Source organism: Vreelandella zhanjiangensis DSM 21076 (assembly GCF_000377665.1).
GTDB classification, from domain to species: domain Bacteria; phylum Pseudomonadota; class Gammaproteobacteria; order Pseudomonadales; family Halomonadaceae; genus Vreelandella; species Vreelandella zhanjiangensis.
The window spans coordinates 12524-36934 of the sequence record NZ_KB898656.1 but is presented as its reverse complement, the minus strand read 5'-3'; the positions used below and the strand labels follow the sequence as shown (position 1 = coordinate 36934).

General features: G+C 56.2%; 18 protein-coding genes. 15 read left to right on the top strand and 3 right to left on the bottom strand.

Annotated features, from left to right (window positions below):
• Positions 1-8: 8 nt before the first annotated feature.
• The 12 genes from tssH to D467_RS0118025 all read left to right on the top strand — a co-directional run bounded on the left by tssH (position 9) and on the right by D467_RS0118025 (position 16627).
• Positions 9-2657: a type VI secretion system ATPase TssH gene (tssH, locus tag D467_RS0118080; RefSeq protein WP_018918948.1), complete on the top strand. Its 2649-nt coding sequence runs from the start codon at positions 9-11 to the stop codon at positions 2655-2657.
• A gap of 4 nt (positions 2658-2661) precedes the next feature.
• The gene (locus tag D467_RS0118075) at positions 2662-4263 is read left to right on the top strand and encodes a sigma-54 interaction domain-containing protein (RefSeq protein WP_018918947.1); all 1602 of its coding nucleotides are present in this window, start codon (positions 2662-2664) and stop codon (positions 4261-4263) included.
• Positions 4260-4913, top strand: a complete 654-nt coding sequence (gene vasI / locus D467_RS0118070) for a type VI secretion system-associated protein VasI (RefSeq protein WP_018918946.1) — start codon at positions 4260-4262, stop codon at positions 4911-4913. The genes D467_RS0118075 and vasI overlap by 4 nt, the downstream gene beginning before the upstream one ends.
• Positions 4894-6363, top strand: coding sequence for a type VI secretion system protein TssA (gene tssA, locus D467_RS0118065; protein ID WP_244147850.1), 1470 nt, complete (start codon positions 4894-4896; stop codon positions 6361-6363). Before vasI ends, tssA begins: the two co-directional genes overlap by 20 nt.
• A gap of 41 nt (positions 6364-6404) precedes the next feature.
• Positions 6405-10055, top strand: a complete 3651-nt coding sequence (gene tssM, locus D467_RS0118060; RefSeq protein WP_026285838.1) for a type VI secretion system membrane subunit TssM — start codon at positions 6405-6407, stop codon at positions 10053-10055.
• Positions 10039-10623, top strand: a complete 585-nt coding sequence (locus D467_RS0118055) for a hypothetical protein (protein WP_018918943.1) — start codon at positions 10039-10041, stop codon at positions 10621-10623. Before tssM ends, D467_RS0118055 begins: the two co-directional genes overlap by 17 nt.
• A gap of 45 nt (positions 10624-10668) precedes the next feature.
• Entirely contained in the window at positions 10669-10803 is a 135-nt protein-coding gene (locus D467_RS20165) for a PAAR domain-containing protein (protein WP_279614497.1), read from the top strand.
• 6 nt (positions 10804-10809) lie between these two features.
• Positions 10810-10956: a PAAR domain-containing protein gene (locus D467_RS20125; RefSeq protein WP_340139697.1), complete on the top strand. Its 147-nt coding sequence runs from the start codon at positions 10810-10812 to the stop codon at positions 10954-10956.
• 373 nt (positions 10957-11329) lie between these two features.
• Positions 11330-12343, top strand: a complete 1014-nt coding sequence (locus tag D467_RS0118040; protein WP_018918941.1) for an AI-2E family transporter — start codon at positions 11330-11332, stop codon at positions 12341-12343.
• Between the two features lie 54 nt (positions 12344-12397).
• Positions 12398-13396 (top strand): phosphotransferase enzyme family protein, encoded by a 999-nt coding sequence (locus tag D467_RS0118035; RefSeq protein ID WP_018918940.1) that lies wholly within the window; start codon positions 12398-12400, stop codon positions 13394-13396.
• Positions 13397-13500: 104 nt separating this feature from the next.
• Positions 13501-14712 (top strand): YeeE/YedE family protein, encoded by a 1212-nt coding sequence (locus tag D467_RS0118030; RefSeq protein WP_018918939.1) that lies wholly within the window; start codon positions 13501-13503, stop codon positions 14710-14712.
• Between the two features lie 235 nt (positions 14713-14947).
• Positions 14948-16627, top strand: coding sequence for an NAD-dependent malic enzyme (locus tag D467_RS0118025; protein WP_018918938.1), 1680 nt, complete (start codon positions 14948-14950; stop codon positions 16625-16627).
• A 60-nt stretch (positions 16628-16687) separates the two neighbouring features.
• On the opposite strand, the gene acnA is transcribed toward D467_RS0118025, so the two are convergent.
• Entirely contained in the window at positions 16688-19435 is a 2748-nt protein-coding gene (gene acnA / locus D467_RS0118020; RefSeq protein ID WP_018918937.1) for an aconitate hydratase AcnA, read from the bottom strand.
• Between the two features lie 224 nt (positions 19436-19659).
• Between acnA and trxB the strand changes: the two genes are divergently transcribed.
• On the top strand, positions 19660-20610 hold the full coding sequence (gene trxB / locus D467_RS0118015; protein WP_018918936.1) for a thioredoxin-disulfide reductase: 951 nt from the start codon (positions 19660-19662) through the stop codon (positions 20608-20610).
• Positions 20611-20616: 6 nt separating this feature from the next.
• Here trxB and D467_RS0118010 read toward each other — a convergent pair whose 3' ends face one another.
• Positions 20617-21147, bottom strand: a complete 531-nt coding sequence (locus D467_RS0118010) for a GspH/FimT family pseudopilin (RefSeq protein ID WP_018918935.1) — start codon at positions 21145-21147, stop codon at positions 20617-20619.
• Positions 21148-21248: 101 nt separating this feature from the next.
• Here D467_RS0118010 and thiO point away from each other — a divergent pair, with 101 nt between their 5' ends.
• Positions 21249-22349: a glycine oxidase ThiO gene (gene thiO / locus D467_RS0118005; protein ID WP_018918934.1), complete on the top strand. Its 1101-nt coding sequence runs from the start codon at positions 21249-21251 to the stop codon at positions 22347-22349.
• Here thiO and D467_RS0118000 read toward each other — a convergent pair.
• Positions 22346-22618: a PP0621 family protein gene (locus D467_RS0118000; RefSeq protein ID WP_018918933.1), complete on the bottom strand. Its 273-nt coding sequence runs from the start codon at positions 22616-22618 to the stop codon at positions 22346-22348. The two genes, thiO and D467_RS0118000, sit on opposite strands and share 4 nt — an antisense overlap.
• Positions 22619-22746: 128 nt before the next feature.
• Here D467_RS0118000 and D467_RS0117995 point away from each other — a divergent pair, with 128 nt between their 5' ends.
• Positions 22747-24381: an NAD+ synthase gene (locus D467_RS0117995; RefSeq protein ID WP_018918932.1), complete on the top strand. Its 1635-nt coding sequence runs from the start codon at positions 22747-22749 to the stop codon at positions 24379-24381.
• The last annotated feature ends 30 nt before the right edge of the window (positions 24382-24411 follow it).

Here is a 24411-nt window from a genome sequence, read left to right as displayed (position 1 = left end):
GAGGCATTATGCTCAGGGTAGAGCTCTCGGCATTGATTGGTCGTCTCAGTGTTATCGCCCGTCAAGGATTAGAACAGGCGGCCGTTCTGTGTGCCCAGCAACAGGCGCCTGAAGTGACGGCAGCCCACCTGCTGCAGGCGTTAAGCGACCAGCCACTTTGCGATGTACGCAGCCTGTGTCATCACTTCGATATTGATGTTGCCAATCTGCGCGCCCAGCTTGGCGAAGAGACCCGGCCTCCGCGCGACTTCGATGTGGTAACGCCCAGTTTTTCACCGCTTTTGGTTGAGTTGCTGCAGGACGCTTGGCTTCTGGCTTCCACCGAATACCAGCACGCTGAGCTGCGCAGCGGAGTGATTTTTATCGCGCTCCTGCACAACGTGGAGCGCTATTTGAGCACCGCTACCCGCCGATTGCTGGCCGATATCAATCGCGAAGATTTACGCCGGCGTTTTGAAAGCCTGACGGCAGATTCCGCTGAAGCGGTGCATGAGCAAAGTGAAAAATCAGGAGCGACCCAGAACCTGTCGCGTGAAAGCGACAGCGCGCTGGCGCGCTTTGCTACCTCGCTGACGGAGCAGGCGCGTAGCGGCGAACTGGACCCGGTGCTAGGGCGTGATCCAGAAATTGACCAGATGCTTGATATTTTGGGCCGCCGGCGCAAGAACAACCCTATCGTGATTGGTGATGCCGGTGTGGGTAAAAGCGCAGTGGTTGAAGGGCTGGCATCCCGAATTGTGGCGGGCCAGGTGCCAGCCGCGCTCAAGGGTGTCGAACTTTTAACGCTGGACCTTGGCGCGCTGCAGGCGGGCGCTGCGGTGAAGGGCGAGTTTGAAAAGCGTCTTAAAGCGGTGATCGATGAAGTCAAGAACGCGTCTCGGCCCACGCTGCTGTTTATTGATGAAGCGCATACGCTAATTGGCGCGGGCAATCAGGAGGGCGGAGGCGACGCCGCCAATTTGCTGAAACCGGCGCTAGCGCGCGGCGAACTGCGCACCATTGCCGCGACTACCTGGCGCGAGTACAAGAAGTATTTTGAAAAGGATCCGGCGCTTTCGCGGCGCTTCCAGCCCGTGGCACTTTCTGAACCCAGCGTTGAGCAGGCCCTGGTAATCCTGCGTGGGCTGCGCGATGTCTATGAGCGCGCCCACGGCGTGTTAATTGGTGATAGCGGCCTGCGCGCCGCGGCGTCTCTTTCTGCCCGCTACCTGGCCGGGCGTCAACTGCCCGATAAAGCGATCGACGTGCTTGATACGGCGTGTACGCGGCTGGCGCAAGCGCTGGATACGCCGCCGCGCAAGCTAAGCCACCTGCAAAGCGAACACACCGCCGCCCTACGTGAACGCGACCAGCTTGCCCGCGAAAAGCTGCTTGGTCGGGAACCTGATGCCGCGATGGGCCATGCTCTCAGTGAGCGTCTGGCCACGCTTGAAGATGAACTCACAACGCTTGAGGCCGCCTGGCAGGAACAGCGTGAATGCGTTGACGCCATAGTCACGCTACACCGCCAGCTTTTGGATACCAATGGCGCTGGCGAAAGTACCCAGGGTGATGACCATGCCGCTGAACCGCGCTCGCCAGAACAGCTACACGCAGAGCTTGCCGAGCGTGAGCGGCAGTTGATGCATCTTCAACAGGCGCATTCACTGGTAAACCCGAGCGTTGAAGAGGCGCAAATTGCCCAGGTCATTGGTGATTGGACGGGCGTGCCGGTGGAGCGCATGACCAGTGACGAGCTGACCCGACTCACGGAGCTGCCGAGCCACTTGGGAGGACTGATCAAAGGTCAGGATATTGCGATCGAGCGGGTGCATCGCCATCTGCTGACAGCACGTGCGGATCTGCGCCGCCCGGGGCGCCCGTTAGGTGCTTTCCTGCTGGTTGGCCCAAGCGGCGTGGGCAAGACAGAAACCGTGGTGCAGATCGCCGAGCAGCTGTACGGTGGGCGCCAGTTCCTGACCACGATCAACATGTCCGAGTATCAGGAGAAGCACACGGTTTCCCGACTAATTGGTTCTCCACCAGGCTATGTCGGGTTTGGTGAGGGCGGCTTGCTGACCGAAGCCATGCGCCAGCGCCCTTACTCGGTGGTGCTGCTGGATGAAGTGGAAAAAGCCCACCCCGATGTCTTGAACCTCTTCTATCAGGCGTTTGATAAAGGCGAGCTGGCCGATGGAGAAGGGCGAATTATCGATTGCAAGAATGTGCTGTTTTTCCTTACCTCCAACCTTGGGTACGAGGCGATCGTGGCGCACGCCGATAACGCACCGGCACTGGACGACGCGCTTTATCCCGTTCTTGCTGATTTTTTCAAACCCGCGCTGTTGGCACGCATGGAAGTAGTGCCCTATTTACCCTTGGCAGAAGATACCTTGCGCGACATTGTGGGTGCCAAGCTGGCGACGCTGGTGAAGCGTATTGAAGTACAGCATCGTCAGGCGCACGTGGTGATGGATGACGCACTGACGGACGCCATATGCCGCCGAGCAACGCGCAGCGAAAATGGTGCACGGATGCTTGAATCGGTCATTGACGGTGAGTTGCTGCCACCACTTTCACGCGCGCTGCTGGAACGTATGGCACGTCGAGAAGCGGTAACGCGCGTCGAGCTGGGTGTAGACGGCGAGTACGGCACTTTTACAGCCAGCGTGGCATAAACCTATGACGGCCATTGCAACTGTTCCCAAGGCGCCCAGCGAACACCTGTGGCAGCGTGAGTTAGCGGCGATGCCACTGGCACTACGCTTGGCAGAAAGTCCTGCCCCCATTGTGCTGCGTGAGCGGGTTTCAGAATTATTGCGCCACGAGGTAGGCCTGGCATGGGCGGCATGTCTATATCTTGAGGGCAGCGGCCGCTGGCTAGGCCTGGATAACAGTGACGCCCAGTTCGATTGTAGTGATTTTCGGCATCCCTATGCGCACGTGGTGCGCAGTGGTAAGCCATTACTGCTTAGCGTACGGGATGCGCGGACGCGGTTAGACCATCCGGATTTTCAGGCACAGATCGCCCGACTGGACCCTAAACTTCACCTGCTGATAAGGCCGTTACGCGGAGAGGACGGACGCAAGACATGGTTAGGCGCATTAGTGATGGCAGGGGACTCCTGCATGCTTGAAGCGCTCGTGAATGATTCAGGAATGGGCGCGCTCGAAACACTGGTGTGCCAGCTATGGCAGCGATTATCTCAAGAGCAGGGTGAGCGGCAGCGCTCTCAAGTGCTTAAGGAGTCTCTCGCCAAGCTTAATGATGGCGCGCGCCGACAAACGCTTGCAGACCAGCTTGGTAAAGATCTATTGGGGCAGTCCTCCGCCATGCAGGCGCTGCGCCGGAAAGTGGTTCGCGCAGCAGAAACCAGCTTGGCGGTGTTGCTACAAGGCGAAACAGGCACTGGAAAAGACTGCGTGGCGCGGGCGCTGCATCAATTATCGGCGCGTTCCAAAGGCCCTTTTATGGCGATTAATTGTGCCGCCATTCCTGAGGCGCTGCTGGAATCTGAGCTGTTTGGCCATGAAAAAGGGGCATTTTCTGGCGCGGATCATGCTCGCGAAGGGCTTATCAGCCAGGCAGATGGTGGCACGCTGTTTCTGGATGAAATAGGCGATATGCCGTTAGCCCTGCAAGCCAAGCTGCTACGCGTGCTGGAAAGCGGGTGCTATCGCCCGCTAGGCGCGAGTGATGAGCGTTACGCTGATCTAAGGCTAGTGGCGGCCACCCACCAGCCACTACGTGAGCATATTAGTGAAAAGCGCTTTAGGGCGGATCTTTACTATCGCTTGGGGCAATTCCCTTTGACGTTGCCGCCACTTTCCGAAAGACAGGGCGATATTGTCATGCTTGTCGAGTGCTTTATCGCAGACTTTTGCGCAAGAGAGGGGCGCCATGAGATGGGGATCACCCCAAGCGCATTACGCGTACTCAACACCCGGGACTATCCAGGCAATGTGCGTGAACTCAAAAACCTGGTTGATTATGCCTGTGCAATGACGCCCGACGGCGCGGATATCGATGTTGATATGTTGCCTGCCATTCAAACCGAGGCCCCAGACCTATCGCCATCCATGCCTCTTGCACCCCAGGAAAAACTCTCCTTTCTAGACAATGTCGATGATTTAAAAGAAGCATTGCGTGATGTGGAAGCGGCCATTATTCGCCAACGATTGGCACATTTTGATGGTAATCGAACCCAGGTCGCCAAAAGTTTGGGGCTACCCAAACGGACGCTCGCGCATAAATGCCGGCTGCTGCAATTGGACACCAAATGAACATGATATTGCGAAAACATGGCTTGGCCATGCTGACAGCGCTGTGCGCAGGCTCTGTCGCCAGTATGTCAGTAATGGCTAATGACCAGACATTGATTGATGCCGCCCATAGCTGTGCACAGGAGAACTCACGGCTGGACCGGCTGAGTTGTTATGACCAGATTTTTCTTACCCCAGAGCAGCCTGATACCGATGGGACCGCTTTGCCTGCCTTATGGGATGCCATTGCACGTCAAGAGGCGCAGCGAACGGAGGAGAATACTGGCCTGCTGTTCAGTGAGCAGGGTGAAGATGTATTGATGAGTGCGCCAGCGCTCGGCACCACACCACCTCGGCCGACCTTGGTCATCGCCTGTGAAAAGTGGATTACGCGCTTTCAACTACATCTGCCTGAGCCTATCGATGGTACCCGTGTAGAGGTGCAGCTTTCCTCCAGCAACCGCTCTATCAACCAGCAATGGCGGGTAAGAAACGATGGCCATGTGATTAGCGGTGGGCGGGGTTTGCCCGCCATCGAAACGTTGAGGCAGCTTCTGAATGCAAGTGATCTGCGTTTGCAAAGCGAAGTCGCCGCGCTGGATGGACTGCGTTTTGATGTCACCGGGCTGAGCGACATGATCGATCCCTTACGTGAAAACTGCGGCTGGTGAGGTGACGATGCGTATTACCGATGCAGAACAGTTTGCGCCCTTATTGGCTCCTCTAGAAAAAAATGCCGAGGGCCATGCGGTAGGAGTGCCGGTTGAAGAGAGCAGCAGCTTTTTAAAGCTCGAAGCGGAGATGATGAAAATCGGCTCGCTTCAGCATGGTGAGGTTGATTGGATGGCTGCGGAAACGCTGGCTATCGATATGCTAAGCCAGCAAGGCAAGGACGCTAAGGTGTTAAGTCATCTATTGCACTGCTTGCAGCAGGATGGCAATGCCCGGCGGTTTACGCTATCGCTGCAATTGCTCAGCCAGTGCTTGACCGCATGGTGGGACGTTGCCTACCCATTTACAGGCCCGCGTGGCGCCAAGATGCGTCCCCGCCTATTTCAGCAAATTGCTCAGCGTACGGCCAAGCAGGCAAGCAGTGTGCGTATTGGTGATGAAGAAGCGTACCAGCACTGCATCAATGCGCTGACGGTGTTGCGCGCTACCGTGACGGAGAAAGCGTTACCCGATCAGGCGCTTGATGAGTTGCAACGACAAATTGAAAGCCTGCAACCGGCTAAAAACACGTCCGCCACGAATGTATCACCCAGTACCGGCGATACACCCGCGGTACTTGCAGCGGAGCAGGCATCGCAAGAAGCGTCTGCCCCCACAGCAAAACTACCCGAAGTGCGCATGGAGTCGGGTAATGAGCGCGCTAACCGGCAGGCGATTCTTAAAATGGCAGACTTTTTGGCCGAGCAGTCACCTGGCGAGCCTTTGGTTTACCGACTCCGTCGCTATGCCGTCTGGGGAATCATCCAGGCGCTGCCCATGTCGCGTAACGGTGGGCGTACGGAGCTTGCACCCGTATCGGCTGATCGTGTCGCGGAGTATCGCGATAGCTTGTCGCGGGGTGGGGATCTGGCTCTATGGCAAAGAATAGAGAACAGCCTGGCGGTGAGCCCTTACTGGCTTGAAGGGCATCGTTTGAGTGCTGAGCTTGCCCAGCATCTGGGGCATTCGCGCTGTGCGGATGCCATCTGTGAAGAGACACGCCGTTTTGTCTCCCGCTTACCCGGTATTGAAGCGCTGGCGTTTAACGACGGCACGCCGTTTGTGGAAGAAGAAACGCAGCGTTGGTTACACCAGTCAGCTACACCCGCAGCCGCCCACGCAGGTCAGGGCGACGTCTGGCAGGAGAGCTATCAGGCGGCGCTAGAGGCACTTGATAACGAAGGATTGGCTGCCGCGCTGAAGCAGCTGGACCAAGGGCTTGCTAGCGCCGGCTCACCCCGTGAAGCGGTGTATTGGCGGCTTGCCAGTGCGGATCTTTTACTAAAGGCCGGTTTGAATAGCTTGGCACACCAGCACTATCAAACGTTATACGACACTGTCACCACGCTGGCGCTTGAGCAATGGGAGCCAGGCTTGGTATCTCGGCTGCAATCATCGCTAAACGTATAACGTCAACCAATTTGACCACTAGGGACGAGGATTAAAGGCGCATGTGGACAACGATAAAATCCAGGTTAAGCCGCTGGGTGCCCGGTTTTTCGCGGGCGCAGAGTGCTCATAATCAAGCGAAGGCACGCGGTAACCGGGTAAAGGGGCTAACTAAAGCATCCTCAGTGATATGGCTGTTACTGGCAGCGTTACTGCTCATTGCCATCTGGTGGTTTGGTCCTGGGTGGTCGTTTCGTGAGCACTACCCGTTAGCCTCTTTGACCAATCGCTGGCTGGCAACCGTGGCGCTTGTGGCGGTCGTTGCCGTGATATGGGGTATTCGCCTTGCGCGCCGTCTGAAGGAAGTGGATGCGCAGCATCAAAACGAAGCGGCACGCAGCGAGGATCCTATTCTTGCCGAAGTAGAGCGTCAGGAAGCGTCCTTGAATCAGGTGCTAAGTGAGATCATTGATAGCCTCGGGGCTGGCTCACGAGGACGTTATCGGTTGCCCTGGTATTTGGTGATGGGGGTCGAGAATGCGGGCAAGACCAGCCTGATCAACCGTTCAGGGCAAAACTTCACGCTCACTCACGTGATGAAAGCTTCTGGTCGTCAGACGAAAAAGCAGCTCTTCGGGTTTGACTGGTGGATTGGCGATAAGGCCATCTTGATTGACCCCGATGGAGAGCTGTTGACCCAGGGCGCTCTGGAAGAAGGGGAGCCTCAGGCACTGCAGAGCCGGCTATGGGATCATTTCGTTGAATGGTTGGATCGTAATCGCACGCAGCGCCCCTTGGATGGTGTGGTACTGGTACTGGACTTGGCACGCTTGAGTCATGCCCAGGTCACTATCCGCAAGGCTTATGCTGCCTTGCTGCGTAGCCGTCTGCGTGAGCTGATGGAGCGCCATGGCTCGAGGCTACCGGTTTATGTCACCTTCAGCAAAATGGACCTGCTGCATGGCTTTGATGACTTTTTCCGCCGCTATTCGCGCGCAGAGCGTAAGGCGCCGCTCGGGTTTACCTTCTCCCCTGAATCGATAGATTCAGCCGGGCAGTGGGAAAAAGAGTTCTTGAGTGCTTATGACGGCATGCTCGAGCGCTTGAACAGCCTTATGCCCAACATGCTTTCCGAATGCCGGGACCGTGAGGAGCGTGAATCCATATTCCGCTTTGTGCGTCAGTTAGCTGGCCTGCGCGATGTGCTTTTTGGTTTTCTGAACGACATCCTTTCAAGTGACCAGTTCTCAACCGCCGCGATTGTGCGCGGTACGTACTTTACATCGGTGTACCAGCAGGGCGTACCTGAAGACCCCTTTGTTGACGCTGCAGCACGCCGATATGGCATGTCAGACAGCGTGCAGCCGGCCCACCGCGCGGCGCGCAATGCGCTTTACTTTACCGAAGAGCTGTTTGAAAAGGTCATTTATCCGGAGGCAGGGCTTGCCGGTGACAACGCCAAGGTGATGCGTCAACGCCAGAAAGTACGTCAGGCGTGCGTGTTTACCTGCATCGCCGGCAGCGTCTTGCTTATCGGCGGGTGGAGCTACTTCTACCAGAAGAACTCTGCTGCATTGGCAAGCGTTGAGCAGCGCATGGAATCCTTTATTGCCGCGCAGCCAGATACCTTCCAGAACGACGACCCGACGGGCTATGAAATGCTCGAGCCATTGAATCGTCTGCGCGATGCGCTGCAGACCTTTGGCGATTTTCGGACACATTCCCCCTTTCTGGCGGACATGGGGCTTTATCAGGGCCATTTTGTCGGTGGAGAAATCGAGAATGCCTATCTGGCCATGCTGGAATATCAATTCCTGCCCGCCATTATGCTGGGCATTGTTGACGATATGAACCGTGAGGCCGAAGGCAGCAACGGCAAATTGGCGCTCTTGAGGATTGTGCGCATGATGTCCGATGCCAGTGGCCGTCAACCTGAGCGCGTACACGACTTCATGGAGCGCCGCTGGCAGCTGCTGTTCCCACAGCAGGGTGCCGTTCAGGATGACTTGCTGGCGCACCTGGACTACGCGCTACGCTATGGTGATTTAGAAGGGCGAGTTGCACAGGGTGATCGACAGGCTGAAATTGCGATGACTCCGTTACGCGGCAGCTTGGACGCTGCGCAGGAAGAGCTGTCACGCCAGCCGATGGATGAACGTGTGTACGCCACGATGAAGACGACCAGTCAGCGTCAGAACGATGCATTGGATCTACGTCATGGTGTCGGCAGCATGTTCAACACGGTGTTCATGGCGCGAAACGATGAACCCGCCTATTTGCAGCTGCCTCATTTTGTCACCCAGAGCGGCTTTGAAAACGATTTCCTCAAGCAGTTGGACCAGGCCACAGAGCTTGCCTTGATAGATTTGTGGGTATTAGGCCAGCGTGACAATATCAATTTCAGCAGCGCTGACCAGCGTCAGCTGCAGGATGATTTACGCGAGCACTATACCAGCGATTACCACGTAAGCTGGCGTGATGCCCTTAGGAACACATTCCTGGTTCCGCTGCCCGATATTCGTCAGGCGATTGTGGTGGCCGATGCGTTGGCAGGCTCTCAGCGGCCGCTTGATCGTCTGTTGGCTGAGGTGGAAAGCAATACCAGCCTCTACCCTGAGCTTCCTGCGGATGACGAAGCGGCGCGTGAGGCGCTGGAAAGCTCACAACGCTACCAGATGGCACATGCTATCGAGCAGCCCTTCAAGGCGGTAAACCAGCTTGCCCAGGAGAACGGCAGCAGCGCAGTAGAACTCACCGAAATCAAGCAGGCGATTGCAGAACTGCGTGACTATCTGATGGATATTGAAGAGGCGGGGGACTCAGGCCAGGCTGCCTTCCTCCAGGCACGTGATCGGCTTTCCCTGCGCGGTGGTGACCCCATCCATAACTTGCAGCGTATCGCTGAAAATTCGCCAGAGCCAGTGGCCAGAATGCTGCAAAGCCTTGCTGACCAGAGCTGGCAGCTCATCATGGCACGTGCGATCAGCCACCTAGAAACCTTATGGCTGGACGCAGTGGTAGCACCTTACCAGAACCAACTGGCAGGCCGTTATCCCTTGGTGCCCAACGCATCCAGTGATGTGGCACTGAATGATTTCGAGGATTTTTTCGCACCCTCGGGCATTCTGGATACTTTCTATCAAGACAATCTCAAACCCTTCATTGAAGGCGCCCCCGAGTATCTGGTGGATGCTCAGGGAAACTCCTTGCTGCGTGAAAGCGTTCTAGTAGCGGTTGAGCGCGCTGAAAAAATTCAGCGCGCCTATTTTGACCGGGATGGCGCACTGGACGTTGAGTTTGCGCTAGAGCCTGTCAGCTTGAGCCCGGACAAGCGACGCAGCGTTATCAGCGTTGATGGGCAACTGATCGAATACACGCACAGCGCGGCGAGTCGTGTCTCGATGATCTGGCCCAATGCGCTGCGCGGCGGAACCGATAGCCGTATCACGTTGGTGCCTAGCCAAATCAATCGCTCGCCACGCAGCATATCTCGTGATGGCGCTTGGGCATGGTTCCGTTTGCTGGATGAAGCTGAACTAAGCCGTGAGGACGAACGCAACCTTGAGGTTCGCTTTACGGTGGACGGGGGCAGCATGCGTTACCGCCTAGGCACGAACGGCGCCCAAAATCCCTTCAGCCGTTCGTTGGTAGCGGGCTTCCAACTGCCATCGGCCCTCTATGCGGAGCAGGAAACGTATGCTAACGATACTTAAGCGCGGTTTTTCGCTTCCATCACGTACCGAGCGCTCCCATCGCTCGGTGCTGCAGTCCGCGGTTCAGCACTTGGTGGAAGCGCAGAGTGAAGACATAGACTGCTTTATTGAAGCCGTATACCAAGCCGATGCGCGTGGACATTCACCTTGGGTCATTCGTGACAAGGCATATCTGGATACGCTCAGGCGTGCACTGGAATTCACTGTTCATCGCCAGGTCTGGCTACAGCGTGAGCAGCAGCAGGTTGCCCATTGGCAAGGCAGGCTGCTGGCGCTACGCCATGGCGAAGGACCTCCGCTAGGCATGCTGCTGGCGTGCCGCCCGGATGACGAGGCCGCCTGGCAACTGCGTTTTTTCTTTATCGATAGTGATTGGAAGGGCAGTCGCCATGGCACGCGGTTACTCCAGGCGGCAAGACGCACACTGTATGGCGTACCCATACAGGTGCGTTTACCGCTTGAGTGCACATCAGCCGTCTCAAGCCTTGAAGCGGCAGGCTTTCAGCGCATGCACGTAGATGCCGATAACGTTGCAAGCTTTGAGGCGCCCGCCCAGTGGGATGAATAAAAGGGCGTTAACTACACACCCTGGCTTGAATAAGGAGTATTCAAAATGGGCAAGAAATTTGTATTGGTAGAGGACATTGGTACTGAGCACCATGGCTATGCTCCCTCACCTGCCATTGCAGGCAGCCCCAGCGTCATAATGGATAACAAGCCAGTGGCCCGTGTTGGAGGCCCCCTTTAGCCCCATATACGTCCCAGCAGTTCGCCTCATCCGCGCGCCATTGCTGAAGGTTCCTCCACAATTTTCGTGGACGGTAAGCCCGTTGCATTAACAGGGCATTCGGTGGACTGTGGAGGTGTCGTCATCGGCAGAGGTAGCGGCGAGGGTACTTAAGATAGTGAATCGGGCCGTTTTTTTTTACCCTTAGATTACCCGGCTCTAATGATGCAGCAGGTGCGTTTCTACCGTACCTGCTGATACACCGAATACCTAATGCCTAACGAAGCGCATCTTGCCTGAACTTAGTGGCCTATCAGCGCGGCGATACATTTATCGAAATGGACAACCTTGAAAAGCGCTTTGGTGTAACGGTGCTTCCTTCACTTGGCATTTACCCTCCATACCCCTTTAAAGCACGCCAAGCGCAGAACAGAATATAAATATCTAGAGCGTCTAATGATCTATAGTGCTTCTCACACCAGCTAGGCGCGTCATCAAGCGTGCCTAGGGCTTGGCGATGGCAACGCATCAACAAAGGGAATAGTGAATGCACACCACTGATCGACAACGGACGTTTACGGAATACGCGCTGATTGTATTAATGCTGGGGGTCGTGGCATTAGTACTTTGGAAGCTTGTTGGTTTGCTTATCTTGATTTTTGGCGCGGTGGTGGGGGCGTGTGTGCTGCAAACCTGCATGGCGCCGCTGCTGCGGTTGGGCGCCCCCCGCTGGCTTGCGCTGTTAACCGTTATTATTGGCTTGATAGTGGTCTTGGGGCTGATCAGTTGGGGGTTTGGGGCGCAGGTATCTTCCGAACTGGAAGCCTTGACCTCTTTGTTACCCGATGCTTGGGCGCAGCTGCAGGAGCGTATTGAGGGAACATCGCTGGCGCCGCTGTTGGATAACGCCGCTGAGCGAGCAGGCAGCATGTTTGGGAACGGCATTTCTCAAATTGGCATGGTCGTCGTCTCGATGGGAGGGAGTGTGGTCAACTTCTTCGCGCTTATCGTGGGGATGGTTTATTTTGCGGCGCAGCCGGACGTTTACCGCCGTGGTTTACTGTTGCTTGCCCCGATTAAAAGCCGTCCACGCTTGGGTGAGGCGCTTGACGATAGCGGTAAGGCGCTGCGTTTCTGGCTGGGCGGGCAGTTAGTGGCCATGGTGGTCACCGGGCTGCTGGTGGGCATCAGCATGTGGTTGCTAGATGTTCCGGCGCCGCTGGGGCTGGGGCTTATTGCTGGGCTTCTGGATTTTGTGCCGCTGGTAGGGCCGCTTGTCGCGGCGATTCCTGCGCTCTTGCTTGCCTATACGGTCAGCCCTCAAACGGCGCTGTTTGTATTGATTGCCTATACGATTATTCAGCAGATTGAAGGCAATATTTTACAGCCGCTGGTTCAGCAGCGCGCTGTGAACCTCCCCCCTGCAATGCTGCTGTTTTCGCTGTTTGCTGCCAGTACGCTGTTTGGCATCGCGGGCCTGTTATTGGCGGCTCCGCTAACCGTCGTGGTGTTTGTGATGGTTAACCGCCTTTACGTCACGCGAGAAGAAGAGGCGTCGTAGTCATGCATATCGATGTGTGCCGCACATTAACAAAGCGGGTGAAGGGAGACTCAGGTGTATACACAAGCATTGATCGATGGATTCAAGTCGGGAATTTACCAATCGCTCGATGTTTGGAAGATGCCTCATGACACCCAAATTGAATTGCTGACCACTTCGGAAAATGCCACTTTCGTTGCTCAGAATCCCCACACCGGTGACAAGAGGGTAATTCGCGTTCATCGCCCTGGGTATCATGAGCGACGGGAAATCGAGTCCGAAATTGCCTGGATTAATGCTCTGCGTGCCTCCAGTAATATTCACACGCCACGACCGATTAGCACCACTAGCGAAAACCCTGTCGTAAGCATCCATACGGGTAATCGCGAGTTTCACGCGGTAGCGTTTGAGTATGTGAGCGGCCATGAACCCCATGTTGGGCAAGAGCTGCCTAACTGGTTTGCAACGCTGGGCGCCGTCACGGCCTCGTTACATAAGCACAGTAAAGCGTGGCAGCCACCCAAAGGATTTACGCGTAAGCGCTGGCATCTCGACACCATGATTGCGCCTGATGGGTTGTGGGGGGATTGGCGAGAAGCGCCCGGTATTGGCCGCGTTGATAAAAGCGTAATCCACCAGGCCATTGAGCATATTTATAGCTTTATCGCAGAATATGGTGATCGTGGAGACCGTTATGGGCTGGTGCATGGGGATTTGCGGCTAGCGAATTTATTAGTCAGTGACGACCGGCTCACGGTGATCGACTTCGACGACAGTGGCTTTTGCTGGTACGCCTACGACTTTGCCGCCGCGATCAGTTTTCACGAGCTCAATCCCATGGTGCCCGAATTGCGCGATGCGTGGGTCCGGGGCTATCGAAGCGTGGCTACGTTCGAGGAGGAAGACGTAGCAGCGCTGGATACGTTTATTATGCTTCGCCGCATTATGCTCAGCGCCTGGTTGGCATCGCATTCAGAAAGCCCTACCGCCCAAGAGTTGGGCGAAGGGTATATTCAGGGTACTGCCCATTTAGCCCGCCAGTATCTACACGCTAGATCTTGCGTGATGTATTAGCTTCTATGTGAGTGCGGCGTTAAGCTTAGCGCCATTATCCACGTTGACCATAGCGCCTGCTTGATTGCAGGCGCTTTTGGCATTGAAAAGGTGAAGGTGACTGTATGTCAACGATAACGCCCGCGGCGACCACCAGCTATCGGGTGCCGCTGATTGCCACGGCAGCAATCGTACTCGGCGCATTAGTGATAGGCGTGGTGTTTGGCGCTAATACTGGCCTACTGATGATTGTGGGCGGTTTATTGGGCATGGTGCTGTATCACGCAGCCTTTGGGTTTACCGCTGCCTGGCGGGTATTTATTACCGAGCGGCGTGGGCGTGGCCTGCGCGCACAAATGGTCATGCTGGCGATTGCCGTTGTGTTGTTCTTTCCTGCGCTGGGCGCCGGTACCCTATTTGGCACTGAGGTACAGGGGTTTGTATCGCCTATTGGTATCTCCGTACTGTTTGGTGCCTTTCTGTTTGGCATAGGCATGCAGCTAGGGGGTGGGTGTGCCTCGGGCACGCTATTTACGGCGGGTGGCGGTAATGCGCGTATGTTGATTACGCTGGTGTTCTTTATCGTGGGCTCGGTCATTGGTACGGCGCACTTCGCGTGGTGGCAGAGCTTACCTGCTTTTCAGCCGGTCTCGTTGATTGATATTGCCGGTACGGGTGGTGGAATAGCGATCAGCCTGGTGCTGTTTGCCGCCATCGCTGCCTTTACACTGGTGATGGAAAAGCGTCGTCATGGTCAGTTGGAAAGTACACCGGTGGTTGAAAAACCGGGTGTTGAACGCTGGCTAATCGGGCCCTGGCCACTGTTAGCCGGGGCGGTTGCCTTGGCGCTTTTGAATTTTGCCACCTTGGCACTGGCTGGCCGCCCGTGGGGCATTACCTCGGCCTTTGCATTGTGGGGCGCCAAAGGGTTTGAACTGGTGGGAGGTGATGTTAGCCAATGGGGTTATTGGCAGTCCCAAGGTAACGCTGCAGCACTTGAAGCCAGCGTATGGAGCGATATCACCACGGTGATGAACGTTGGCATTATGCTGGGGGCGTTGGCCGCTGCGCATTTGGCCGGTCGTTTTGCGCCTAACTTTAAAATTCCGCTGCGTTCGTTATTGGCGGCAGTCATCGGTGGGCTAATGCTGGGCTATGGGGCGCGCCTGGCGTTTGGCTGCAATATTGGCGCTTACTTTGGCGGTATCGCCTCCGGTAGCCTGCACGGCTGGGTATGGCTGGTCGCGGCGTTTGCGGGCAATATGTTCGGCGTTAAGCTGCGCCCGTTCTTTTTCGACGGAGTGGAAGGCCGTAAGCCGGTTGCCAAGACGAGCTAACCGCTTTTTCAATTACTGTCTTAAGTTCTGTTTTAAGAACTGTTGTAAGAACGGTTTTAAAACCATTTAAAAGCTGCTTTAAGCCCTGCGCCCTGGTCCAAAACCGGGGCGTTTTTTATCGTAATCGGTGTGTCACTTCCACCTTTGTCGTACTAGCATGTTACATTATTGGCAAACGCCGCCAACGCCCAGCGTTGCTGCATTGCAATAGAATTTGACCCGAATGAGAGCGCCTATGTCCACGACGAGTAAACGCCCCTTATATATTCCTTACGCCGGTCCTTCTTTACTTGAAATGCCACTATTGAACAAAGGCAGCGCGTTTACTCAAGAGGAGCGATTGGCGTTTAACCTGATTGGCCTACTGCCGCAAAATGTCGAAACCATTGACGATCAGTTAGAGCGCGCTTATCGCCAGTACCAGCAGTGCAATAGCGATCTTGAACGCCACATTTATCTGCGTGCCATTCAGGACGACAACGAAACGCTCTACTTCCGATTGGTATCCGAGCATCTGGAAGAGATGCTGCCGATTATCTATACGCCGACCGTTGGTCAGGCGTGTCAGGAGTTCTCCAATATTTATCGCAATCACCGGGGCCTGTTTATCGGCTACCAGGATCGCGAGCATATGGATGACATGCTGCGCAGCGCCACTAAAGATAACGTTAAAGTGATCGTGGTAACCGACGGCGAGCGTATCCTGGGTCTGGGCGATCAGGGCATCGGCGGCATGGGTATCCCAATTGGTAAGCTGGCGCTTTATACCGCTTGTGGTGGCATCAGCCCCGCGCATACCCTGCCGATCATGATCGACGTGGGCACCAATAATCAGGCGCTGCTGGACGACCCCATGTACATGGGCTGGCGCCATAAGCGGGTAGGCCAGGAAGAGTACGATGCCTTTATGGCGGAGTTCATTTCAGCACTAAAACGCCGCTGGCCCAATGCGCTGCTGCAGTTTGAGGATTTTGCTCAGGCTAACGCGGTGCCGCTGCTTGAGCGCTATCGCAACGAGCTGTGCTGTTTTAACGATGATGTTCAGGGCACGGCATCCGTTGTCGTGGGAACGCTCATGGCGGCCTGTCAGGCGCGTGAAGAAAGCATCGCTCAGCAGCGTGTGGTATTCGTTGGCGGCGGCTCTGCCGGCTGTGGGATTGCCGAGCAGGTTGTGGTCGCAATGGAAGCTGAAGGCCTGACGGAAAGCGAAGCGCGGGCGCGAGTGTTCGTTGTCGACCGCGAAGGCTTGATGACTTCAGATCAGGAGTGGCAGCGTGATTTCCAGCGCCGTCTGGCGCATGACCCGTCGTTGGTCGCCGATTGGAATGGCCAGGGCCTGGAAGAAACCATCGCCCAGATGAAGCCGACGGTATTGATTGGTGTGTGTGGCCAGCGCGGTATCTTTACCGAGCAGGTAGTGAAAACCATGCACGCGGGCTGCGAGCACCCGGTCATCATGCCGCTTTCCAACCCGACCTCTCAGGCGGAAGCGGTGCCCGAAGACGTTATCCGCTGGACCGATGGTCAGGCGCTGGTCGCTACCGGCAGCCCCTTTGCGCCGGTGGTTTATAACGGCCGTACGTACCCGATTGCTCAGTGCAACAATGCGTATATCTTCCCGGGTATTGGGTTAGGCGTGATTGCCGCCAACGCGAACCGGATTACCGACGAGATGCTGATGAGCGCCTCGCGGGCGCTGGCGCGTGAAGCGCCGATCGTTAAAGAGGGGAAAGGCGCGCTGTTGCCGCCGCTTTCGCGTATTCGTGAAATCAGCCAATCGATTGCCTTCGAAGTCGCCGCCACCGCCCAGCATAACGGCGTTGCGTTGACGACCAGCGGCACCAAACTGCGCGAAGATATAGAGAAAGCGAGCTGGTCGCCTGAGTATCGTACTTATCGTCGCCGTGCCGTTTAAGGAATAGGCAAAAAAAAGCCCCCACCGAGGTGGGGGCATGCAAGCATTGGTAGGTATTACTTAGGCTGCGCCGATCATTTTGCGCAGCACGTAGTGAAGGATACCACCGTGGCGGTAGTAAGCCAGCTCATTGACCGTATCAATTCGGCACTTGGCATCAACGGTACGTTCGTTATCGGCGGTTTTGATCACGACCTGCACCGTTTTGCCGGGGCTTAAATCACTTAATCCCGCAATCGATACTTCCTCATCGCCGGTCAATCCCAGCGTTTCACGGGTCTCACCTTCCGGAAATTGCAGCGGTACCACGCCCATGCCGATGAGGTTGGAGCGGTGGATACGCTCGAACGACTCGGCAATGACGGCGCGCACGCCCAACAAGCGTGTTCCTTTGGCGGCCCAGTCACGCGAAGAGCCGGTGCCGTACTCTTTACCGGCAATCACGACAAGCGGCGTACCTGCTTCCTGGTATTTCATGGCAGCATCGTAAATCGACATCTGCTCGCCGCTAGGCACATAGCGGGTTTCACCCCCGACCACGCCATCCAGCATTTCGTTTTTGATACGCACGTTGGCGAAGGTACCGCGCATCATGACTTCATGGTTACCCCGGCGTGAGCCGTAGGAGTTGAAGTCGACCGGTTTAACGCCATGCTCTTGCAGGTAGCGGCCTGCAGGGCTATCCGGTTTGATAGCGCCGGCGGGTGAAATATGGTCGGTGGTTACCGAATCGCCCAGCATGGCGAGAACGCGGGCATTGCTCACATCTTCGATGGGGTCGGGTTCGCGGCCCATACCTTCAAAGAAGGGCGGGTGCTGAATGTAGGTGGATTCAGGCCACTGATAAACCTGGCTTTCAGAAACATTAATCGCCTGCCACGTTTCATCACCTTCAAATACCTCGCCGTACTCTTTACGGAACATCTCGGTATTTACTTTTTCAACGGCCTCGGCAATTTCGGCTTGAGATGGCCAGATATCTTTCAGATAAACCGGGTTGCCGTTGCTGTCCTCGCCTAGCGGTTCTTGCGTTAAATCGCGCTGAACGTTACCCGCTAGTGCATAGGCAACCACCAGGGGGGGCGAGGCGAGCCAGTTGGTTTTGACCAGCGGGTGAACACGGCCTTCAAAGTTACGGTTACCCGAAAGTACCGAGGCCACGGTTAAATCACCCTGGTTGACGGCTTTCTCAATCGCCTCAGGCAGTGGGCCTGAGTTACCGATACACGTTGTGCAACCATAACCGACCAGGTTAAAGCCTAAAGCGTCTAGATCGTCGTTCAAGTTGGCCGCCGCCAGATAATCGGTGACCACCTTGGAGCCTGGAGCCAGCGAGGTTTTCACCCAGGGCTTGGTAGCCAGGCCTTTCTCGCGCGCTTTGCGGGCCAGAAGGCCAGCGGCCATCATGACGCTAGGGTTAGACGTATTGGTGCACGAGGTGATGGCGGCAATGACCACAGCGCCTGGGTCAAGGCTAAAGGCCTGATCGCCAATCGTGACGTCCTGGCTACTGGCATGCTTGAACTCGCCTTCAAGGCTGCGCTCAATGCCTACGGCCGCTTGTCCACCTTCAGAGTCGAACTTGCCTTTTTCCGTAGTGGGCTGTGCCTTGGCATCTTCCTGCATGATTTTATCAAAAGCCGCGGCCATATCTTTTAGGGCAACGCGGTCCTGCGGACGCTTGGGCCCTGCAAGGCTTGCTTCAACTTCGGTCATATCCAGGTGCAGGGTATCGGTGAACACCGGCTCGTCGCCAGGCTCACGCCACAGCCCCTGGGTTTTGCTATAGGCTTCTACCAGCGCAACCTGCTCATCTTCGCGCCCGGTTAAGCGCATATAGTTCAGCGTTTCGTCATCGACCGGGAAGAAGCCACAGGTGGCGCCGTATTCGGGTGCCATGTTGGCAATCGTTGCGCGGTCGGCAAGGGGCAGGTCTTTCAGACCATCGCCGTAGAATTCGACAAACTTACCCACAACGCCTTTTTTGCGCAGCATTTCGGTAACGGTGAGGACTAAGTCCGTCGCGGTAATGCCTTCACGCAGCTTGCCGGTCAGTTTGAAGCCGATCACTTCCGGAATCAGCATGGATACCGGCTGACCAAGCATCGCCGCTTCGGCTTCGATACCGCCTACACCCCAGCCGAGTACGCCAAGGCCGTTGATCATGGTGGTATGAGAGTCGGTGCCTACCAGGGTATCCGGGTAGGCAAAGGTGGTGCCATCTTCTTCTTTGGTCCACACGCTGCGGCCAAGATACTCAAGGTTGACCTGGTGGCAGATACCGGTGCCGGGCGGCACTACGCTGAAGTTATTGAAGGCCTGCTGACCCCAGCGCAAAAACTCGTAGCGTTCACGGTTGCGCTGCATCTCAATTTCGACGTTCTCTTCAAACGCCGTGGCATTGCCAAACTTGTCGACCATGACAGAGTGGTCGATTACCAGATCAACCGGAGAAAGAGGATTGATGCGAGCGGGGTCTTCGCCGAGCTTTTCTACCGCTGCGCGCATGGAGGCTAAGTCGACCACGCCAGGTACGCCGGTAAAATCCTGCATTAATACGCGAGCCGGGCGGTAGCCGATTTCACGGCTGGATTTACCCTCTTTCTGCCAGTCGACCAGCGCCTGCATATCTTCCTGGTCAACGCTTTCATCATCGGCAAAACGCAGCTGGTTTTCGAGTAGAATTTTTAGTGTTTTGGGGAGCCGGTCAATGTTGCCAAGCGCGTCGGCGGCTTTGGGAAGGCTATAGTAGCGGTACTGCTGGCTACCCACATCCAGCGTTTGCAGTGTATCGGGTGTATTACTCATGCCTTTCTCCTCTTATTGCGTTGCGCGGCATTTCGCTTAGCGCGACGGTCACTGTCTTCCTTTTTAGTATGGCTTACATAGTAGTAGGACATGGGTGTTTATAAAGGCTGATTCAAGGTGTCTTCGCCTAATAGCCAACGCTTAACCTTGCAATCGCTTGTACTTGGCGCCATTTCAGGCAAACTCTCTGCGACTTTATCAGCTAGATTTTACAAGGTGGTGTCATGGAAACGCGTCATGAACGTTTGATTATTCTTGGTTCCGGCCCGGCGGGATACACAGCGGCCGTGTATGCAGCACGAGCTAATTTAAAGCCGCTGCTGATTACCGGAATGCAGGCGGGTGGCCAGTTAACCACCACGACAGACGTTGATAATTGGCCAGGCGATGACCAAGGGGTACAAGGCCCTGAGCTAATGGAGCGGATGAAAGCGCACGCCGAGCGCTTTAATACCGAAGTGCTGTTCGATCATATCAATGAAGTCAGCCTGGATGAGAAGCCGTTTACCCTCAAGGGCGACAGCGGCATCTACACCTGTGACGCGTTGATTGTGGCAACCGGCGCCAGCGCGCGTTATATCGGCCTGCCGTCTGAACAGCAGTTCATGGGCCAGGGCGTTTCGGCGTGTGCTACTTGCGACGGTTTTTTCTACCGTAACCAGGAAGTCATTGTGGTTGGCGGCGGCAATACGGCGGTGGAAGAGGCGCTGTATCTTTCCAATATCGCCTCGAAAGTTACTCTGGTACACCGTCGCGATTCGCTGCGTGCCGAAAAGATCCTGCAGGATAAGCTGTTCGAAAAAGTCGAAGCGGGCACCATTGCGCTTGAGTGGTTCCAGGAGATTGATGAGGTGCTGGGCGATAACACAGGCGTTACCGGCGTACGCCTGAAATCAACGCTGGACGGCACGCTCAAAGAAATTCAGGCCCCAGGGCTCTTTATCGCCATTGGTCACCATCCCAATACCGGTATTTTCGAAGGCCAGCTGGTAATGAACGGTGGCTATATCAAGGTGAATTCAGGGCTTGAAGGTAATGCCACTGCAACCAGCGTGCCCGGCGTGTTTGCCTGTGGCGATGTCATGGATCATATCTATCGCCAAGCGATTACCTCTGCGGGTAGCGGCTGTATGGCTGCGCTGGATGCCGAGCGTTATCTGGATGGCATTGCCTAGGCTGTCTTAGCAGTCGATAGGCGCTTCGACCACCCTGGCCCGGCCTAATACGCTGAGTACCAAATCTGCCCCTTGCGTGCGCCCGGCTGCGTGCCGGGGGCAGATCGAAAACGTACTGTTAAATCCCGTGGCATGCCCAAGCGACGTGTATTTAATCCGCGCATGGCCGTTTTTGCTCACATCCACACCGCTGGTGGGCGGAAACAGTCGCACGATCTCGTCCTGACTGATATCTCGCGTCTTATCGCCATTGACGATCATCAGCTCGCCGCTCCAGTCGCTTAGACAAGTGTTGTAATTGGTACTGGCCGGGCACAGCGTTATATCGCCTTGCTGAGTAATTGCCGTACTGCGGGCCAGTGAAAGCGCGCTTTGCAGCCGGTTTACTTCACTCGTGACCGCCGTGCGCTCGCCTAATGACTGAAAACGTGGCACACCCCAAACTGCCACTGCACCTACCAATACCAGCACAACCAGCAGCTCGATAAGGGTAAATCCGCTCGCTCTGAGTGAATATTGGGTATGGCGATGCGTCATGTACTCTCCCTGTCGCTTGACCTGTCCAATCTCCTCGCTATGCTCATCGTCCTATCCGGCCTGTGTGTCGGCCATTAAGCAAGCCAAAGCAGGCAACGTGAGTGAGCGATTTTCTAATTATTGGCGGCGGTGTTATCGGCATGCTGACCGCGCTGCAGTTAGCCGATGCCGGGCAGCACGTCACGATTATTGAGCGTGGCACCTGTGGCAAAGAAGCCTCCTGGGCGGGTGGCGGGATTGTATCACCGCTCTATCCGTGGCGTTATGCGCCGCCCATCTCGCAGCTTTCACGCTGGTCAGAAGGAGCCTACCCGACCCTGGCACTGCGTTTACTTGAAGAGACCGGCATTGACCCTGAGTACCGCCAAAAAGGTTTGCTCTATTTAAATGTCGATGATGAGGAGCGCGCGCTAGGCTGGGCGCGCCAGCTGGGTAAACCACTGGTGCAGGTAGATGCCGATTTTGTGCATCAAAAAGAGCCTGACGTTGCCATTACTCATGAAAATGCGCTGTGGATGCCCACCTTGGGCAGCGTGCGGAACCCAAGGCTTGGCCAGGCGCTACGCGCCAAATTACTCGGCATGCCGAGGGTAACGCTACAGGAACACTGCGAGATGCACGACTTTCTACGCCGTGATGGAGTAGTGGTCGGCGTTAACACCTCGCAAGGAGCCTTTGAAGCCGCGCGGCTGGTGGTATGCGGTGGCGCGTGGAGCGCGAAGCTACTGGCAACGCTTGACGTGCACCTGCCGGTACGCCCAGTGAAAGGTCAGATGATTGCCTACCAGGCGCCCCCAGGGCTTGTGCAGCGTGTGGTGCTGAAAGACGGCCGCTATGTGATCCCGCGTAACGATGGCCTGCTGTTGGTCGGCTCTACGCTGGAAGAGGCGGGGTTTGATAAAACTACCGACGCAGAGGCGCTGGCTTCATTAAAGCAAAGCGCCGAGCGTATCGTGCCGGCTCTGGCAAACTGCCCGGTTGCCTACCACTGGGCAGGCCTGCGCCCCGGCTCACCTGACGGCGTTCCATTTATCGGCGCAATCCCAGAGCAGCCCAATGTGTTTGTTAACGCCGGGCATTACCGTAATGGGCTAGTGCTGGCGCCAGCCTCTACCCATTTGCTGGCCGATCAACTGCTTGGCCGGGAGCCGTTAATTGACCCGACGCCTTTCCTACCGACCCGGGCGCACTTGGGAGGCTAAGCGCCGCCGTCTTTATCCTGCTGCTCCTGAAGGTAGCGGTCGCGATGGGCGCTTGAGCAGAACCACTGCTCGTGGTCGCGCAGCGCCTCGGTTTCCGGTACATGAACATCACACCAGCGGCAGCGCACCATCTGGCCGCCCTCGTGACGTTTTAAAGCGCCATGCTGCTCATCACGGGCAAGCTTATGCTGGCGATACATGCCGTAAAGCTTCAGGCCGACATAGAACAGTACGGCGAAAATAATTAAGCGAATGATCAAAAGGTTCATCCTTATAGGCCCTCCTAAGCGGAGATGAAGTGATCAATGCCGGTGCGGGCTTTGCCAGCAGGCGGTCCTTGCGGGACAATGCATTGACCTGACAATGTTTCAAAGATTCTCAAGAGATTTTAACGCCCATGCAAGACTTAACGCTGGTAATGGCCCAACTCGATCCGCTTGTCGGGGATATTCCCGGCAATGCGGCGCGTGCTATTGAAGCTGTGCGCGAAGCGCGCATTGAGCATGGGGCGGATATCGTTATCTTCCCTGAGCTTTTTTTATCTGGCTACCCGCCGGAAGATTTACTACTACGCCCCTCCATGGAGACCCGGCTGCGCGAAGCGCGGGCTAAAATGGCTGAAAAAGTCGCTCGCGACGTATTGGTCATCATTGGCTATCCCGGCGTGCGTGAAGGCAAACGCTATAACCTGGCGGGCGTGCTGTATAACGGCCAGTGGGAAGCCGAATATGCCAAGCAGGCGCTGCCCAACTATCAGGTATTCGATGAGCAGCGCTATTTTACGCCGGGCACTGAGCCGCTGGTGTATGAGCATAAAGGCGTCAAGCTCGGGCTGCTGATTTGCGAAGACCTGTGGGAAAGCGAGCCGGTACGCTCCGCAACGGCCGCGGGGGCGGAAGTACTTATCAGCCTGAACGCTTCCCCTTACCACCAGGACAAGCCGGGTGAGCGCCTACGCCTGCTGGAGCTGCGTGCCCAGGACGTCAACCGGCCAATTATTTATGTCAACACGATTGGCGGCCAGGATGAGCTGGTATTTGACGGCGGCTCCAAGTGCGTGGATGCCAATGGCGAGCTAAAGGTTCTCGCCCCGTATTGGCAGGCAGGCCTGATGCCGGTGCAACTGCTGCAGACCAGCGCGTCTACCTGGGAGCCACAGCCCGGTGAAATCGAGCCGGATGTAGAGCCGGAAGAGAGCCTTTACTGCGCGCTGGTAACCGGGCTTCGCGATTACGTCAATAAAAGTGGCTTTGAAGGCGTGGTGTTGGGACTTTCCGGTGGTATCGACTCAGCGCTGTCTTTGGCAATTGCTGTAGATGCTTTAGGGCCGCAGCGGGTGCAGGCGGTGATGATGCCGTATCACTACACCGCAGATATCTCGAAGCAGGACGCCGCCCAACAGGCGGAAATACTTGGCGTGCATTACGAGGTGATGCCCATCGAGCCCATGGTCGATGCCTTTATGGCGACGCTTTCGGAAAGCTTCGCCGGCACCGAGCGCGATACCACGGAAGAGAACCTTCAGTCGCGTTGCCGGGGTGTATTGCTGATGGCGCTGTCCAACAAGAAGGGCCTGATGGTACTGACCACCGGCAACAAGAGCGAAATGGCGGTGGGCTACGCTACGCTCTACGGCGATATGGTGGGTGGCTACAATGCGCTCAAGGATGTCTATAAAACCTGGGTCTACCGTTTGGCGAGCTGGCGTAACACCCAGTCTCCGGCGATCCCTGAGCGCGTTATTGAGCGGCCACCCAGCGCAGAATTGGCGCCCGGTCAGCAGGATAGCGACTCATTGCCTGATTACGACGTGCTCGACGCCATCCTGTTGAGCTATATCGAAGGCGATATGAGCGCTGAAGCGATTATTGCCGCCGGTTTTGACGCTGAAGACGTTTATCAGGTGGTCAAACTGGTAGACCGTTGCGAGTACAAGCGTCGGCAGGCCCCGGTTGGCGTGCGGGTAACATCGCGCGGCTTTGGACGCGACCGCCGCTACCCGATTGTTAACGGCTGGCAGCCGGGCGACTAAGCATAGCGCCAGACCCAACGCAAAAGGCTC

Bases quoted from the DNA above. Each gene is read 5' to 3' on its own strand.
- tssH (WP_018918948.1), top strand. From the start codon at position 9: ATGCTCAGGGTAGAGCTCTCGGCATTGATTGGTCGTCTCAGTGTTATC.
- D467_RS0118075 (WP_018918947.1), top strand. From the start codon at position 2,662: ATGACGGCCATTGCAACTGTTCCCAAGGCGCCCAGCGAACACCTGTGG.
- vasI (WP_018918946.1), top strand. From the start codon at position 4,260: ATGAACATGATATTGCGAAAACATGGCTTGGCCATGCTGACAGCGCTG.
- tssM (WP_026285838.1), top strand. From the start codon at position 6,405: ATGTGGACAACGATAAAATCCAGGTTAAGCCGCTGGGTGCCCGGTTTT.
- D467_RS0118055 (WP_018918943.1), top strand. From the start codon at position 10,039: ATGCTAACGATACTTAAGCGCGGTTTTTCGCTTCCATCACGTACCGAG.
- D467_RS20165 (WP_279614497.1), top strand. From the start codon at position 10,669: ATGGGCAAGAAATTTGTATTGGTAGAGGACATTGGTACTGAGCACCAT.
- D467_RS0118040 (WP_018918941.1), top strand. From the start codon at position 11,330: ATGCACACCACTGATCGACAACGGACGTTTACGGAATACGCGCTGATT.
- D467_RS0118030 (WP_018918939.1), top strand. From the start codon at position 13,501: ATGTCAACGATAACGCCCGCGGCGACCACCAGCTATCGGGTGCCGCTG.
- D467_RS0118025 (WP_018918938.1), top strand. From the start codon at position 14,948: ATGTCCACGACGAGTAAACGCCCCTTATATATTCCTTACGCCGGTCCT.
- acnA (WP_018918937.1), bottom strand. From the start codon at position 19,435: ATGAGTAATACACCCGATACACTGCAAACGCTGGATGTGGGTAGCCAG.
- trxB (WP_018918936.1), top strand. From the start codon at position 19,660: ATGGAAACGCGTCATGAACGTTTGATTATTCTTGGTTCCGGCCCGGCG.
- D467_RS0118010 (WP_018918935.1), bottom strand. From the start codon at position 21,147: ATGACGCATCGCCATACCCAATATTCACTCAGAGCGAGCGGATTTACC.
- D467_RS0118000 (WP_018918933.1), bottom strand. From the start codon at position 22,618: ATGAACCTTTTGATCATTCGCTTAATTATTTTCGCCGTACTGTTCTAT.
- D467_RS0117995 (WP_018918932.1), top strand. From the start codon at position 22,747: ATGCAAGACTTAACGCTGGTAATGGCCCAACTCGATCCGCTTGTCGGG.